The organism is Gordonia sp. ABSL11-1 (genome assembly GCF_030315685.1).
GTDB lineage: Bacteria > Actinomycetota > Actinomycetes > Mycobacteriales > Mycobacteriaceae > Gordonia.
The window spans coordinates 57831-70915 of record NZ_JASXSI010000022.1; the positions used below are offsets into that span (position 1 = coordinate 57831).

General features: G+C 67.9%; 14 protein-coding genes. 7 read left to right on the forward strand and 7 right to left on the reverse strand.

Features of this window, described 5'->3' with window-relative positions; genetic code table 11:
* Window positions 1-190: 190 nt before the first annotated feature.
* Window positions 191-1039: an endonuclease domain-containing protein gene (locus QSJ19_RS20840; protein WP_286322922.1), complete on the forward strand. Its 849-nt coding sequence runs from the start codon at window positions 191-193 to the stop codon at window positions 1037-1039.
* 112 nt (window positions 1040-1151) lie between these two features.
* On the opposite strand, the gene QSJ19_RS20845 is transcribed toward QSJ19_RS20840, so the two are convergent.
* Window positions 1152-2114 (reverse strand): 1,4-dihydroxy-2-naphthoyl-CoA synthase, encoded by a 963-nt coding sequence (locus QSJ19_RS20845; protein ID WP_286322924.1) that lies wholly within the window; start codon window positions 2112-2114, stop codon window positions 1152-1154.
* Window positions 2115-2239: 125 nt separating this feature from the next.
* Between QSJ19_RS20845 and QSJ19_RS20850 the strand changes: the two genes are divergently transcribed.
* From QSJ19_RS20850 to QSJ19_RS20865, 4 genes are all read left to right on the forward strand, one after another.
* Window positions 2240-2425: a hypothetical protein gene (locus QSJ19_RS20850; protein ID WP_286322925.1), complete on the forward strand. Its 186-nt coding sequence runs from the start codon at window positions 2240-2242 to the stop codon at window positions 2423-2425.
* Window positions 2426-2448: 23 nt separating this feature from the next.
* Window positions 2449-3108 (forward strand): PaaI family thioesterase, encoded by a 660-nt coding sequence (locus QSJ19_RS20855; RefSeq protein ID WP_286322926.1) that lies wholly within the window; start codon window positions 2449-2451, stop codon window positions 3106-3108.
* A 100-nt stretch (window positions 3109-3208) separates the two neighbouring features.
* Window positions 3209-5119 (forward strand): hypothetical protein, encoded by a 1911-nt coding sequence (locus QSJ19_RS20860; protein WP_286322927.1) that lies wholly within the window; start codon window positions 3209-3211, stop codon window positions 5117-5119.
* 5 nt (window positions 5120-5124) lie between these two features.
* Window positions 5125-5409 carry a hypothetical protein gene (locus QSJ19_RS20865; RefSeq protein WP_286322928.1) on the forward strand — a complete coding sequence of 95 codons (285 nt, stop codon included), beginning with the start codon at window positions 5125-5127 and terminating at the stop codon, window positions 5407-5409.
* Here QSJ19_RS20865 and QSJ19_RS20870 read toward each other — a convergent pair.
* The 3 genes from QSJ19_RS20870 to QSJ19_RS20880 form a co-directional block, all read right to left on the reverse strand.
* Window positions 5334-6683 carry a saccharopine dehydrogenase family protein gene (locus QSJ19_RS20870; protein ID WP_286322929.1) on the reverse strand — a complete coding sequence of 450 codons (1350 nt, stop codon included), beginning with the start codon at window positions 6681-6683 and terminating at the stop codon, window positions 5334-5336. The genes QSJ19_RS20865 and QSJ19_RS20870 overlap by 76 nt on opposite strands.
* 46 nt (window positions 6684-6729) lie before the next feature.
* Window positions 6730-7860, reverse strand: coding sequence for an AbrB family transcriptional regulator (locus tag QSJ19_RS20875; RefSeq protein ID WP_286322930.1), 1131 nt, complete (start codon window positions 7858-7860; stop codon window positions 6730-6732).
* Between the two features lie 114 nt (window positions 7861-7974).
* Window positions 7975-8595, reverse strand: a complete 621-nt coding sequence (locus QSJ19_RS20880) for a class I SAM-dependent methyltransferase (RefSeq protein WP_286322952.1) — start codon at window positions 8593-8595, stop codon at window positions 7975-7977.
* Between the two features lie 87 nt (window positions 8596-8682).
* Here QSJ19_RS20880 and menD point away from each other — a divergent pair, with 87 nt between their 5' ends.
* Entirely contained in the window at window positions 8683-10350 is a 1668-nt protein-coding gene (gene menD, locus QSJ19_RS20885) for a 2-succinyl-5-enolpyruvyl-6-hydroxy-3-cyclohexene-1-carboxylic-acid synthase (RefSeq protein ID WP_286322931.1), read from the forward strand.
* Between the two features lie 9 nt (window positions 10351-10359).
* Here menD and QSJ19_RS20890 read toward each other — a convergent pair whose 3' ends face one another.
* Genes QSJ19_RS20890 through QSJ19_RS20900 form a run of 3 tightly spaced genes read right to left on the reverse strand, consistent with a single transcriptional unit; the run spans window position 10360 to window position 12373 of the window.
* Window positions 10360-10701 carry a type VII secretion target gene (locus QSJ19_RS20890; protein ID WP_286322932.1) on the reverse strand — a complete coding sequence of 114 codons (342 nt, stop codon included), beginning with the start codon at window positions 10699-10701 and terminating at the stop codon, window positions 10360-10362.
* 23 nt (window positions 10702-10724) lie between these two features.
* Window positions 10725-11069, reverse strand: coding sequence for a hypothetical protein (locus QSJ19_RS20895; RefSeq protein WP_286322933.1), 345 nt, complete (start codon window positions 11067-11069; stop codon window positions 10725-10727).
* Between the two features lie 47 nt (window positions 11070-11116).
* Window positions 11117-12373 carry an amidase domain-containing protein gene (locus QSJ19_RS20900; protein ID WP_286322934.1) on the reverse strand — a complete coding sequence of 419 codons (1257 nt, stop codon included), beginning with the start codon at window positions 12371-12373 and terminating at the stop codon, window positions 11117-11119.
* A 70-nt stretch (window positions 12374-12443) separates the two neighbouring features.
* Between QSJ19_RS20900 and QSJ19_RS20905 the strand changes: the two genes are divergently transcribed.
* On the forward strand, window positions 12444-12944 hold the full coding sequence (locus QSJ19_RS20905; protein WP_286322935.1) for a DUF3592 domain-containing protein: 501 nt from the start codon (window positions 12444-12446) through the stop codon (window positions 12942-12944).
* The last annotated feature ends 141 nt before the right edge of the window (window positions 12945-13085 follow it).

Genomic DNA, 13085 nt, shown 5'->3' on the forward strand with positions numbered 1-13085 from the left:
GCGGTCCGCATGAAAGTCACCTGGGAGCGTCGACAAGTGGATAATCCACTCATCGGCACTCTCAGGTGACCCTGATGCGGGCGTCTTCCCCTATCACAGGGTCGCGCGGTGATCCGGAGACATCCACAGGCGTTCAGCGACTGTGGAGAGAGGTCGGGCGCTCGCCGATCTCTCGCTGACACTGGTCGGCATGAGGTTGCGAGGGGTGTACTCGTGGGCCGAGCTGATCGAACTGGGCCTGCGGCGCAAAGACATCGAGCTGTTGGTGAAGAACAACGATCTGACGCGCCTGCGACAGGGCTGGTACGCCACCACGGACGCGAACTGGCGGGTGGTCGAGGCGGTCAAGAAGGGTGGCGTGCTCACCTGCGTGGATGCGCTTGCCCACCACGGCGTCTGGGTCCCGGAAGAGCTGACGAAGGCGGTGCACGTCCGGGGAAATGCGCGCGCGACCCGCGCCCATCCCACATTCTGTCGGCAGTACGGCCGACCCGAACCGGAGACCGGCGCGATCGACGACATCGGAATCGCGTTCCGCCACGCCGTCCGGTGCCTGTCGCCGGAGGGCATCGTCGCCGTGGGGGACTCCATTCTCAACCAGGAGTTGTTGGCGATGGCCGATCTTCGTGGCGAACTGTCGGCGGCACCCGCAGCGGTGCGTGAACTGCTCGAACGGTGCGATGCGCTGGCGGATTCGGGGGCCGAATCCTTGGTGCGCTTTCGGCTGCACTCCGTGCGGGTATCGGTTCGGGTGCAGGTCACCATCGAGGGCGTCGGGACGGTGGATCTGGTGATCGGAGACCGGCTGATCATCGAGGTCGACGGGGACCGCTATCACCGTACGAAGGAACAGATGGAGGAGGACAAACGTCGCGACCGTGCGGCCGCGTCCCAGGGCTACATCACCCTGCGGCTCACCTACGGCGCGGTCGTCGACACCTGGGATGACACGCTCGACGCCATCCTCGACATCGTGCGGCGCAAAGACCATCTGTGGCCGCGCAAGCGAGGGCCGAAGCGCGACGAGACGTCCGCATGAGGGACACCCCAGAGCATCGATAAGTGGATAATCCACTTATCGGCGCCCTGAGGTGACTTCCATGCGGACGGTGCGCGGGCGTCGCCTGGATCCGAGGACGTGGAGGCGGAGGTCAGTAGTAGTAGGGGAAGGCGTCCCAGTCCGGAGAACGCTTCTCCAGGAATGCATCTCGGCCCTCGACTGCTTCGTCGGTCATGTAGGCCAGTCGGGTGGCCTCGCCGGCGAACACCTGCTGACCCATCAGGCCGTCGTCGGTGAGGTTGAACGCGAACTTCAGCATGCGCTGCGCCGTCGGCGACTTCCCGTTGATCCTGCGACCCCACTCGATCGCGGTGTTCTCCAGATCGGCATGTGCGACAACGCGATTGACGGCGCCCATCTGGTGCATCGTCTCGGCGTCGTAGGCCTCGCCGAGGAAGAAGATCTCGCGGGCGAACTTCTGGCCGACCTGCTTGGCGAGGTAGGCGCTGCCGTACCCGGCGTCGAAGGAGCCGACGTCGGCGTCGGTCTGCTTGAACCGTGCGTGCTCGCGGGAGGCGAGGGTGAGGTCGCAGACGGCGTGCAACGAGTGTCCACCGCCGGCCGCCCATCCGTTGACGACGGCGATGACCACCTTCGGCATGGTGCGAATGAGGCGCTGCACCTCCAGGATGTGCAGTCGGCCGCCCTCGGCCTTGACCCGGTTCTCGTCGACACCGCCGGCGCCGGCCGCCGCCACGTCGGAGTCGTGGGCGGTGGCGTACTGATAGCCGGACCGACCACGAATACGCTGATCGCCGCCGCTGCAGAACGCCCACCCGCCGTCCTTGGGGCTCGGACCGTTGCCGGTCAGCAGGACCGTCCCGACGTCGGGGGAGCGGCGAGCGTGGTCGAGGGTGCGGTAGAGCTCGTCGACGGTGTGCGGGCGGAAGGCGTTGCGCACCTCCGGACGGTCGAACGCGATCCGGACGATCCCGTGGGCCCGGCCGCCGCCGACGTGCCGGTGGTAGGTGATGTCGGTGAGGTCGTCGAATCCGGGGACCGGCGCCCACTGGGCGGGGTCGAACGGCTGGGACGAATCGTTCGCGGTCGTCATCCTGCCGAGCCTACTGACCGGTGATCGGACTCCGTCAGGGCACATCCAGGACACGATTTCGTCGTGAAACGGGCGTTGTGGGCGGTTCTGATGACACTCACAGAAAGAGCAGGCACCCTGGAACCGTGCCTCTATGGGGAGTGATACTGATCGTCGTCATCGCGTGGATCGCGGTGTCGGTGGTCGTCGCGCTCGTCGTCGGGCGGATGATCAAGCTCCGGGAGAGCAGAGAGGCGCCCCGCCGACCGTCGATGCACGTCGTCGACGACCCGGACGGCAGGTCGCGCAGGAGCCCCGAACACCTGGGCTGACCGCCTTCTATACGGTGATCATCATGAATGATGGTTCCGTCGGTCCCGATACAGCGCCCGAGGTCGAGGTCGAGGATCCACACGAGGGTGGGTTCCGGGCGCACACCGCCATCACCACCGACCGCGGCGGGCCCCGCTACGGAGAGTTCAGCGAACAGGTCCGCACCCTGATGGACCGCGTCCGGTACGCGTGCCCGACACCCGAGCTGACCGATGAACTGATCGACGAGCTCGCCGCGATCAACGACAAACTCGCCGACGTCCGCATCGACGAATGGCATTCGCCCGCAGGCACCCGCATCGACCTGCCCGCGCGCGGCAACATCACCCTGCCGCCGTTCGAGGTCACCGACGTCAACGACGACGGCGTGTTCGCGACCGTCACCTTCCGCGACTATCACCTCGGCGGCAACAACGCCGCCCATGGCGGTCAGGTGGCGGTGGCCTTCGACGACCTGGGCGGATACGCGTCGGCCGTGGCCATCCAAGGCGTCAGCCGCACCGCGTACCTCACCGTCCAGTACCGGTCGATCACGCCGCTCAACACCCCGCTGCAGGCGCGGACCTGGGCTGACAGGGTCGATGGCCGCAAGGTGTACATCAAGGGCACGTTGCACGACGGCGACCGGCTCTGCGCCGAGATGGACGCTCTCTTCATCAAGCTGAATCCGGGACAGCCGTAGGCGTTTCGTAACGTTCCGCCCCTCTCGCACGATCCATCTGGTGTTCACTCCGGTTGTACGTCCGTGCCGGAATCCCTACGTCGTGGTGGTTGGGGCTTGCATGTCGAGATCGTCCGTGAAGAAGCTGGGCCTGACGCGTCGGATCGTCGCGTCGTCGGGGCTGGCGGCGGCACTGCTGGTCGCGGCGCCGGTCGCGGTGGCGGCGGCCGACGACGGAGCGGATTCGAGTGCGCCGTCGTCGAGCGGCACGGCTGATCAGGTGCAGACCGACGGGGCCACCTCCGGTTCGGGCGCAACCGGATCGGGGTCGTCCGCAGGCGACGGCACGGATGCCGAGGCGCCGGTGGGTGATGCCGGCGTCGACCCGGCCGGTGGTGATTCAGGTGCGGGTGATCCGGGTGGTGGCGAATCGAATGGTGCGGATGCCGGCGCCGGTTCCGGTGGGGCCGGTGCGGTCGAGTCGGGTGCGGGTTCGTCGGCCGAGGCGTCCGGCACGGACTCCGAAGGCGTCGCCGACCAGAGCCCGGCGACACAGACGCCCGATGCCGACGGGTCGTCGGCGCCCAACGACTCCGCCGCCGACGATTCCGCGTCGGACACCACACCGTCCTGGTCGTTCCCGTCGCCGGGACGCCACCGCGCCGATTCCGAGCCCACCGGCCGTCATCGCGCGGATGCGGAGCCGACCGGGCGTCACCGTGCGGACGCGTCGACCACTGTGTCGAGCACTGTGCCGACCACCGCGCCGACCGTCATCGAGAGCGCAGGGTCGGCGACGTCGATCGACGAGTTCGTCGGGGAGCCGGGCACAGGTGCGGCAACCGCCGACGTCGCGACCGAGCAGGCGGCGCCGGGATCCTTTTATCGTCTCGTCGACGGCCCCGGGCACAAGGGCCTGATCTTCCTCAACCAGCAGCTGACCGCCGCGGGGGTGCTGAGTCGTCGGGGCTCGCAGGACGGCAGCGACCTGCTCGGCCTGCTCGGGCCCGGAGAACGCCTCTCGGTGCCGACGCGGACCGTTGCCGAGCGGGCGCTCGGCAACGGATCGCTTGCCGAATCGTCGGCGTCGAATCTCGATCCGGCGCAAGCGTTCCTGCAGCAGGCGGTCAAGGTGCTCACCGCCAGGCTGGTGTGGGCGGGCATCGATCAGGGCAACAAGTATCTCGATCCGTCCGACTTCCAGGTGCTGATCGGCGACAACTACCGCATCCTCGACAACGACGGCATCACCTACACCTACGACGCCGACGCCGACACCATCACGTTCACCAACACGACCGACGAGGACGTCGCGATCGTCGCGGTGGATCAGTTCAACGTCCCCCATGGCGACGGCCTGTACGTGGTGCCCGCCGGGCAGTCGACGACCATCGACGCCTCCGGCGACATCTCCGGCTATGTGATGCAGGGACAACGGGATTCGGCCGGCCGGGCGATCATCTACGGGATGGTCGTCGTGCAGGACGACCAGACGCTGAGTTACAACTTCAACCCCTTCGGTGGGGCCATCCGCGACACCGCGGATGAGTTCACCGACCCCGACGACGTGTTCTGGGATCCGTCGGACGGCTTGGCGACCGGCATTCTCTGGCCGACGTTCGCCACCGGCGCCGACCCCGTCGAGGACGGCGTCTACTACACGACCGACCGCAGCGGCATGACGATCCACAATGATGGTGACGAGGACATCGCGATCGTCGTCTTCACCGGTGGCGCGGCGTCGAACACCCTGCCGCAGACCGACTTCTACGTGATCGAGGCGGGCGGCTCACACCGGATCGATCTGCCCGAGGGTGCGTACGCGGTCACATCGGTCCAGGGTGAGCGGGTCGTCGGCGGCGCGGATGCCGGCATGCCGCGGATGTACGGGACGCTGACCGCGATCGGCTCGGCGACCGGGCCCGCCATCACCGAGACCGACACCCTTCCGGGCGACGGAATCCCGTCGATCACGCGCGGACCGTCGACCCCGGCGGGCAAGGTCGACGAGGGCGTCGCGATCGTTGCCTGAGGCGGTTGGTCGTCGTCGACGGACGGGTGAACCCGATCGGCGCAAGGGCGGGCACGGTCGACGAGTTCTTGGACCCGGTCGGCGAGATCCAGGGCACACTCAGCGAGATCCAGGGCACACTCAGCGAGATTGTGGACCCGCTCGGCGAGGTCTGGGGCACGGTCGCCGAGGGGCGGGTGCCGAGGTCAGGTGCCGAGGCCGACACCGCGACCGGTCAGGTGAGTTCGACGGCGTCCAGCGTGGCGCCGGCGGCGCGGAGGCGGTCGGTCAGCACGTCGCCCATCGCGTAGGCGGGGGTGAGGACGCCGGAGCGGTTGGGCAGCCGGTCGCGCTCGAGCGCCAGCGACAGCGCGCTCTCGCCGAGCATGACCGCGGTCGCCTTGTACCCCGGATCGCCCTTCATCCGCATCTGTGACCGGTAGCGGCGTCCGGTGGTCGTCGTCGTGTACGTCTCGGTGACGAAAGAGCCCTTCTCCCTGGTCTTCTCGCTCGGACCCTCACCGGGCTTGGGCAGTACACGGTCGAGGAGTTTGCGGGTCGGGCCGAAGCTCATCGCGCCCAGGAACGCGCCGGTCCCGACGGCCACCGCACCGGCGACGACGGTGGTGACACCGGGGATCTGGCCGACCGACATCGTCTCGGCGTAGTGGAAGTCCTTGCCGTACGCACCGTCGAGCAGCGCGTCGGTGCGACGCACGACGCGCGTGTTGGAGGCGGCCATGAAGAACGGCGCCAGTGTGCCCCGCATCGACGGATCGACCTTCCTGGCGCTGATCATGCTCATGTCGCTCGGCTCCGACGAGATCGACGGACGGGGCGTGTTCCCGGGTGCACCGGACAGCGAGTGCGGATTCAGCAGGAGGCGGCGCGTCTGCGCATCCCGCGACTCCTCGGCGATGACGCGCATCGAATCGATGGTGCCGCCGGAGATCCCGCCCTTGAAGGACTTGACGACGAAGGTGGTGTCGGTGAGTTCGCCTGCGTCGTCGTCGGAGATCTTCTTCCACAGTAGGTAGGCGCCGAGATCGGATGGGACGGAATCGAATCCGCAGGCGTGGACGATCCGCGCGCCGGTGGCGACGGCGGTCTCGTGGGCCTTGTTGATGGAGAAGTGGATGAACGGGGCCTCGCCGGTGAGGTCGACGTAGTCGGTGCCGGCGCTCGCCGCGGCGACGACGAGTGCCTCGCCGTAGCGGAGGTAGGGCCCGACGGTGGTGCAGACGACGCGGGTCCGCGCGACCATCGCGTCCAGTGATGCGGGCGACGACGAGTCGGCGACGATCAGCGGCCAGTCGTGGGCGCGGGCGGGCAGCCGCTTACGGGTGGCGGCGAGTTTGGTCTCCGATCGCCCGGCGAGCGCGACCTTGGTGCCGCGCGGCGCGTGCTCGGCGAGGTACTTCGCGGTCAGTTCGCCGACGAATCCGGTGACGCCGAACACGACGACGTCGAACTCACGTGCGTCGGATCGTGTGGTCGGCTGTGGGTCGGGCGTGGTGTCGCGATCTGCGGATGATGCGACCTGGTCAGTGGAATCAGTGGCTGAAGAGCCTGCCTCCCCGTTCATGACCTCGACTCTAGACATGTGGGCACACGGGGTCGAGGTCGCGCGGTCAGCGGCTGAACCGGCGGGCGGCGGCGCGAGCGGCGAACGGCGCGACGAACAGCATCAGCAGGACGCGCAGGATCTGCGCGGCGACGACGAAGGCGACGTTGCCGCCGGCCGCGGTCGCCGCGGCGAGAACCGCGTAGATCCCGCCGGGTGTGGTCGCGAGGTAGCAGTCGAACATCGATTCACCCGTCCACACCGACAGCAGGACGCCGAGCAGGGCACACCCGACGCCGATCGCGATGATCAGTACGAGTGCGGCCGGCAGAACGCGCCCGATGGCGCGCAGCCGGGCCATCGTGAAACCGAGCCCGGCCTGCCAGCCGATGATGGCGTAGGCAATGGTCAACAGGACCGTCGAGACCGCGGCGTCGCCCGCGATGCCGGTCAGTTCGGCGATCGTGGCGAGCGCCATCGGTCCGAGGAGTCCGGCGGCGGGCAGCCGGATGAGTCGTCCGAGGGGGATCCCGACGCCGAGGCACACGGCCAGCAGGATCAGCCCGGTGCCCTGCTGGGTGAGGCCCGGCGGTGCCTCCGCCATCCCGGTCGCGTGGGCGTCGAAGACGACGGACGCGACGAGCGGGATCGTGATGGTGACGAGCGCGACCCGCAGGTACTGGATGACCGCGACCATGCGTTCGTCGCCGCCGAGTTCACGGGTGAGCGCGACGAGTCCGGATGCGCCGCCGGCGACCAGGGCGAGCGAGCCGGTGAGCGGGTCGACCAGGCGGTGCAGACCGAGGAGTGCGCCGCCGACCACCGACATCGCGAGCGTGCCCAGGCCGATGACGAGGACCGGGAACCACGACGAGCCCAGCCCGGACAGCGTCGCCGGGTCGGCCATCGTCCCGATGAACACACCGAGCACGCCCTGGGCGACGAGCATCGCGGGCCGGGGGATGGCAGGGGCGTCGCCGGCCGGTTCGGCGGGGTCGGCGGTGGCGGGGTGATCGGTGACGTCGGTGGCGGTGGTGTCCGGGCGAGCGGCGGATCGTCGTCGAGGGGCGAACCCCAGGATCGCCAGTGCTCCTGCCATCACGAGACCGGCGAAGAGCGCGGCGGCGTCCACATCGAGAAGTTCGAGGAGATACGTCGCGGCGGCGGTGAGGACGGCCAGCAGAATCCAACGACGCACTCGCTCCACCCTATGGCGGGGAAACGGGTGGGGTTCGGCGAGGGGCCGCGGGGGGCCTCGATACGCGTCGGGCTCGCTGCGCTCGCGTGTCGCTCCTGGACCGGCAGGAGGGTCCTACCCGCCGACGCGTGCGACGCCGAGGTTCATCGCGCCGAACGCCTTCGGGGTCCCCGGTTGATAAAAGCGGTCGATGCTGGTGACGGTGAGCCCGGCGTCGGCGAAGGAGCCCGGGATGTCGCGGGTGAGGTGACAGCCGCCGGCGACACGACGCTGGATCGGCTCGAGTCGTCGCTGCCAGGTCCGGACCGGCTCGTCGGGGGCGGTCCCGTGCTCGAGGAAGTGGACGGTGCCGCCGTCGCGGACCACCCGTCGCACCTCGGCGAGTGCGGCGGGCAGATCGGGGATCGTGCACATCGTGAACGTGGTGAGCGCGGCGTCGAAGGTGTCGTCGTCGAAGGGGAGGCGTTGGCCGTCGAGACCAGCGCGGTCGATCGGGACGCGCGAGGAGGCCAGACGGCCGGAGGCCAGCCGCCAGCCGCCGTCGGACGGTTCGATCGCGGCGATGCGGCTGACGGTGTCGGGGTAGACGTCGACGTTGAGACCGGACCCGAATCCGAGCTCGACGACATCGCCGGTGAGCCCCGCGCAGGTGCGTCGTCGTAGGGGCGTCAGCGCCGACATCCCGCAGGTCAGGTTGATCAGATGCGGGAGGACGCGGTCGTCGTAGAAGCCCATTTCTCGATGGTGCCGCAGCGGCGTGACGAGCACCACTGTCCGTACTCCATGCGGATGTCATCCGAACGCAGTCCTACGCTGGACTCCATGAACCCCTCGACTCTGCAGGCACGGGTCATCGTCGACGAGATGATCCGCTGCGGTGTGACCGAGGCGGTGCTGTGCCCCGGTTCGCGCAACGCCCCGCTCGCCTTCGCGCTGCATGCCGCCGACGTCGCCGGCCGATTGCGGCTGCATGTCCGCATCGACGAGCGGTCGGCGGGTTATCTGGCGCTCGGGCTGGCCGTGTCGTCGGGGCAGCCGGTGCCGATCGTGATGACCAGCGGGACCGCCGTCGCGAACATGAGTCCGGCCGTGTTCGAGGCCAACTACGCGCGGGTGCCGCTCGTCGTGGTCAGTGCCAATCGTCCGTACGAACTGCTCGGCTCGGGTGCGAATCAGACCGTCGAGCAGTTCGGCATCTTCGGGACGCAGGTGCGGGCGGCGATCAGCCTCGGTCTCGCCGAACAGGATCTGGACACCAACAGTCAGTGGCGGTCCGCGGTCGGGCGCGTGCTCGCCGCCGCCCGGGGCGCCCGGACCGGCAACGCGGGTCCGGTCCAGTTCGACATCCCGTTGCGGGAGCCGCTCGTGCCCGACCCGGTCGTCGGACCCGACGACGACCTCGGTGCGTTCACCGGGCGGTCGAACGGACTGCCGTGGACCCAGGCGCCGGTCGGCAAGCTCGACGTCCCGCTGCCCATCGACCTCTCACTCGACACCGTCGTCGTGTCGGGGCACGGTGCCGGGATGCACCCGACTCTCGCCGGCATCCCCACCGTCGCGGAACCGACTGCGCCACGGGCACATACACCACTGCATCCGTTGGCACTGGGATCGATCCGGCCCACACAGGCGATCATCTGCGGCCGCCCCACACTGCATCGCGGGGTGTCGCGGCTGCTCGCCGATCCCGAGGTGACCGTCTACGCGCTCACGACCGGCCCGCGTTGGCCCGATGTGTCCGGGAATGTCTGGGCCACCGGCACGCGGGTGGAACCGGCCGGCGAGCCCCGCGAGGAGTGGCTCAAGGAGTGCGCGGAAGTGCAGCAGCGTGTGCTCGCCGCCGTCGACACCGAGCTCGACGCGATCGACTCGACGACCGGTCTGCACGTGGCGCGGGTCGTCAGCGCAGCGGTGCGACCGGGCGATCAGCTCGTCGTCGGGGCGAGCAATCCGATCCGCGACATCGCGCTCGCCGGACGGGTGACCGACGGCGTGCGCGTGTTGTCGAACCGCGGGGTGGCCGGGATCGACGGCACCAACTCGACGGCCATCGGGGCGGCACTCGCGCTCGACCGTGCGTCGGCGGACGCCCGCACCATCGCACTGATGGGTGACCTGACGTTCATCCACGACGCCACCGGGCTGGTCATCGGCCCCGGCGAGCCGCGGCCGCGGTCTTTGCGGATCGTCGTCGCCAACGACGACGGCGGCGGGATCTTCGGGCTGCTCGAGCAAGGCGATCCACGATTCAACAGCGGGCCCTACGCGGGTGCCTACGAGCGGGTCTTCGGCACGCCGCACAGCGCGGACCTGGCGTCGTTGTGCGCGGGTTTCCGTGTGCCGCATCGGCGGGTCGCGCTGGCCGAGTTGTCGGCGGTGCTGGGTGAGGATGCGCCGGACGGCGGACTCGAGGTGATCGAGGTCATCACCGACCGGCAGGGTCTGCGTGATGTGCACGCGGCGATCGGGCGTGGGGTGGGTGCGGGTTGATCCGCAGTGTCAACCAGGCAATGGCTGGTGGCCCAGACCGTTCAGAGCGGTCACCAGTCGACTGAGCCCCTCGGCGGTGTCTCCGTCGGTCCGCTCGATCGTTTTCGCGCCGTTGACGACGTTGTGTGCGGTGTCGCTCAGATCGTCGATCGTCGTCTCGAGTTCCGAACGGAGGCTTCTCGCGAATGCGGTCAGATGTGGGCCAGTCGCAAAGCCGGGGTTGCCGTCAGCGGCGGGCCGGGCGGAGTCGAAGAGCCCCGTCAATGCTGCTCGCGCTTCGCCGGCCTCAGCATCGACACGAGAACCGGTGGCTCGCACACTTGCGGGGTCGATGGTGATTCGGTCGGTCATTCGATTCCTGTCGCTTCGATGCTTTATCCGCTGCCGCACGGCAGGCCGCTGCCGTCGACACCATCATGGGGGTCGGTAGGAGCGTCCAGAATGATCATGGCTCCATAGGCCGAGGTGAGAAGCGCTGCGACCAGCACTCCCGCCACGATGACCGTGGCCCAACTGTGCGAGCGTCGAATGTATACGGTGAGGGCGACCACAGAGATCAACGCGAGGATGACCTGCACACCGCCGAACAGAGCGGCAGAGGGGAGAGGTGTCAGGTGTTCGCACCCCGATTCGATCGTCTGTTCGTTCCATGCGTCTCGACGGACCTGCAGAATCACCGGGCAGGCAATCGACAAGCCGAGCGTGAGCAGTCCGGCCACGAGCCACGGCCATCGCGTTCGAGTTGTACGACGGAGTTCGGTGCCGGTCACCAGGACTCCTTGGGGCGCACAATGGTGATTGTTTGATCGCCCTCACCTTGTTCGATCATCGGAAGTCTGTCCTGGACACTCAAGTTAGCTGCTCCGGGTGTGTGCTGGGTGTAGAGGATCTGGCCGTCGGGTAGAACACCTGTGACGACGGCAGCATGATGGCTGTGATCGCCGGACGCGTGGGGTTGGGCGTAATTGAAGTACACGACGTCGCCGGGGCGCGCCTGCTGGGGGGTCACTTGTTCGCCACCGTGCTCGAGGAAGAACTCACGCTGAGCGTCGGAGTTGTACCAGGACTTCGTGTGCGTCTTGCCTTCGATGCCCGGAATCCAGTCGCCTTCACCGGCGGCGGACCTGCCCCAGTTGTCGTCGTCCAAAGTGCCCCAGCCGTCGAGCTTTTCGCCAAGACCACCCGCATCCAGAGAGTGGGAAACGAAGTTCGCGCAGTTGTTGCCGAAGATGTCGATGTCCTCGTTCTCGGCATTCGCCAATGCCCATCGGACGGTCTTCACCGGGTCGTATCCGCGTCCGGTGTCGGTGAGTTCCCGCTTGACGGATGCTGGTATGCCGTCGAGGTCGTGCAATTCCACCGGTATCGCTCGTCGGAGTTGTTGCTGTTGTTCGGGAGTCAGGCTTGCCCACCAGCGCTCGACCTCTGCGGGAGTCTGCCCGTCGGGCAACTGATTTCGCACCTCCTTCAACGCCGCCCGAACCGCCGTGGCTTGCGACTCGCGCGCCTGTTCGGTCGACACGTTATCCGGATCGGCCGAACAGGCGATGATGGCGTCGACACACGACTGGTCAGCCTGGGTGGCGGCCTCGACCGCGTCGTCGATCATCGATTGTGCTTCGTCACGCCACCGGGTGGCCTGATCGAATTGGTCGGTTGGTGTGCTGTCGGGAACGGATACGCGGCCGGCGTCGTCGATGGTCAAGTTGCGCGAGGTGGCAAAGGTCGATGCGGCAGACAACGCACGCTGGGCGATGCCCACCGAGTCTTCGAGGGTGTCCAAGGCGGTCGCGACGCCGCGCGCGAGGACGCCCGCGTTTGTCATTCGCTTCGCACAGGACACGAGCGTCTCTCGAGCGGCCGTGCCAGTGTGATCGGGCCACTCATCTGCCAGCGGAGCCACCCCGTTGGCGTGAATGTTGTCAGCAGTCCGCTCGGCTTGTTTGCTGATGCCGAGTACGTCGTCGGCAGCGGTCTCCCACAGGTTCGGACGCGCATCGCGCAACTGTGCGTACGTGACCATTGCTTCCCCCCGGACGATCGATCGAACCTAGGGTACTGCGTCGGCGCGACCGCCCACTACCCTGTCATTCATGAACCCGACCATCCTGCGCCGCGCACAGATCGTGCTGTTGGTGCTCGGGATGGTCGTGACGACGATGGGTCTGGTGCTGGTCGCGGGATGTCACCGCAATGACAGTCAGATCGACGACAACATGGCGACGGTCATGGCCGACGTCGTCTCGGCGGACCGGCTGCATGCCGCAGTCAACTTCCAGACCGTCGACGGTGATTTCCACAGTCCGCGTCTCGGCCTGCTGTATCCGACCGAGTTGACTCAGGGGCAACGGATCAGCGTCGAGTACGACGTCACCAACCCGGATCTCGCGCGTCCGGCGGGCCGCAATTGGACGCTGGCGATCGTTCCGGCGTTGTCGATCATGGTGGTCGGATGGCTGGTCGTCGGCGCGCTGATGGTGCTGCTGGCGGAGATCAACCGGCGGATGCTTGCGCGGGGATCCGCTCAGGCCGACGGTGATTCGGCGGATCCGGAGGTCGCCGCCGAACAGGAAGACGGGGCGATCGCCCGGTAGACGACACCGGTTGTCCGCATCAGGGTCACCAGAGAGCATCGATGAGTGGATTATCCACTCGATGGCGCGCTGAGGTGACTCTCATGCGGGCGGTCCCGTGCACGCTCGCCCGACGAGCAACCGGAGACCGACCGCGAAGTG

Coding starts and splice junctions, on each gene's coding strand:
- QSJ19_RS20840 (WP_286322922.1), top strand. CDS start 191: ATGAGGTTGCGAGGGGTGTACTCGTGGGCCGAGCTGATCGAACTGGGC.
- QSJ19_RS20845 (WP_286322924.1), bottom strand. CDS start 2,114: ATGACGACCGCGAACGATTCGTCCCAGCCGTTCGACCCCGCCCAGTGG.
- QSJ19_RS20855 (WP_286322926.1), top strand. CDS start 2,449: ATGAATGATGGTTCCGTCGGTCCCGATACAGCGCCCGAGGTCGAGGTC.
- QSJ19_RS20860 (WP_286322927.1), top strand. CDS start 3,209: ATGTCGAGATCGTCCGTGAAGAAGCTGGGCCTGACGCGTCGGATCGTC.
- QSJ19_RS20870 (WP_286322929.1), bottom strand. CDS start 6,683: ATGAACGGGGAGGCAGGCTCTTCAGCCACTGATTCCACTGACCAGGTC.
- QSJ19_RS20880 (WP_286322952.1), bottom strand. CDS start 8,595: ATGGGCTTCTACGACGACCGCGTCCTCCCGCATCTGATCAACCTGACC.
- menD (WP_286322931.1), top strand. CDS start 8,683: ATGAACCCCTCGACTCTGCAGGCACGGGTCATCGTCGACGAGATGATC.
- QSJ19_RS20890 (WP_286322932.1), bottom strand. CDS start 10,701: ATGACCGACCGAATCACCATCGACCCCGCAAGTGTGCGAGCCACCGGT.
- QSJ19_RS20900 (WP_286322934.1), bottom strand. CDS start 12,373: ATGGTCACGTACGCACAGTTGCGCGATGCGCGTCCGAACCTGTGGGAG.
- QSJ19_RS20905 (WP_286322935.1), top strand. CDS start 12,444: ATGAACCCGACCATCCTGCGCCGCGCACAGATCGTGCTGTTGGTGCTC.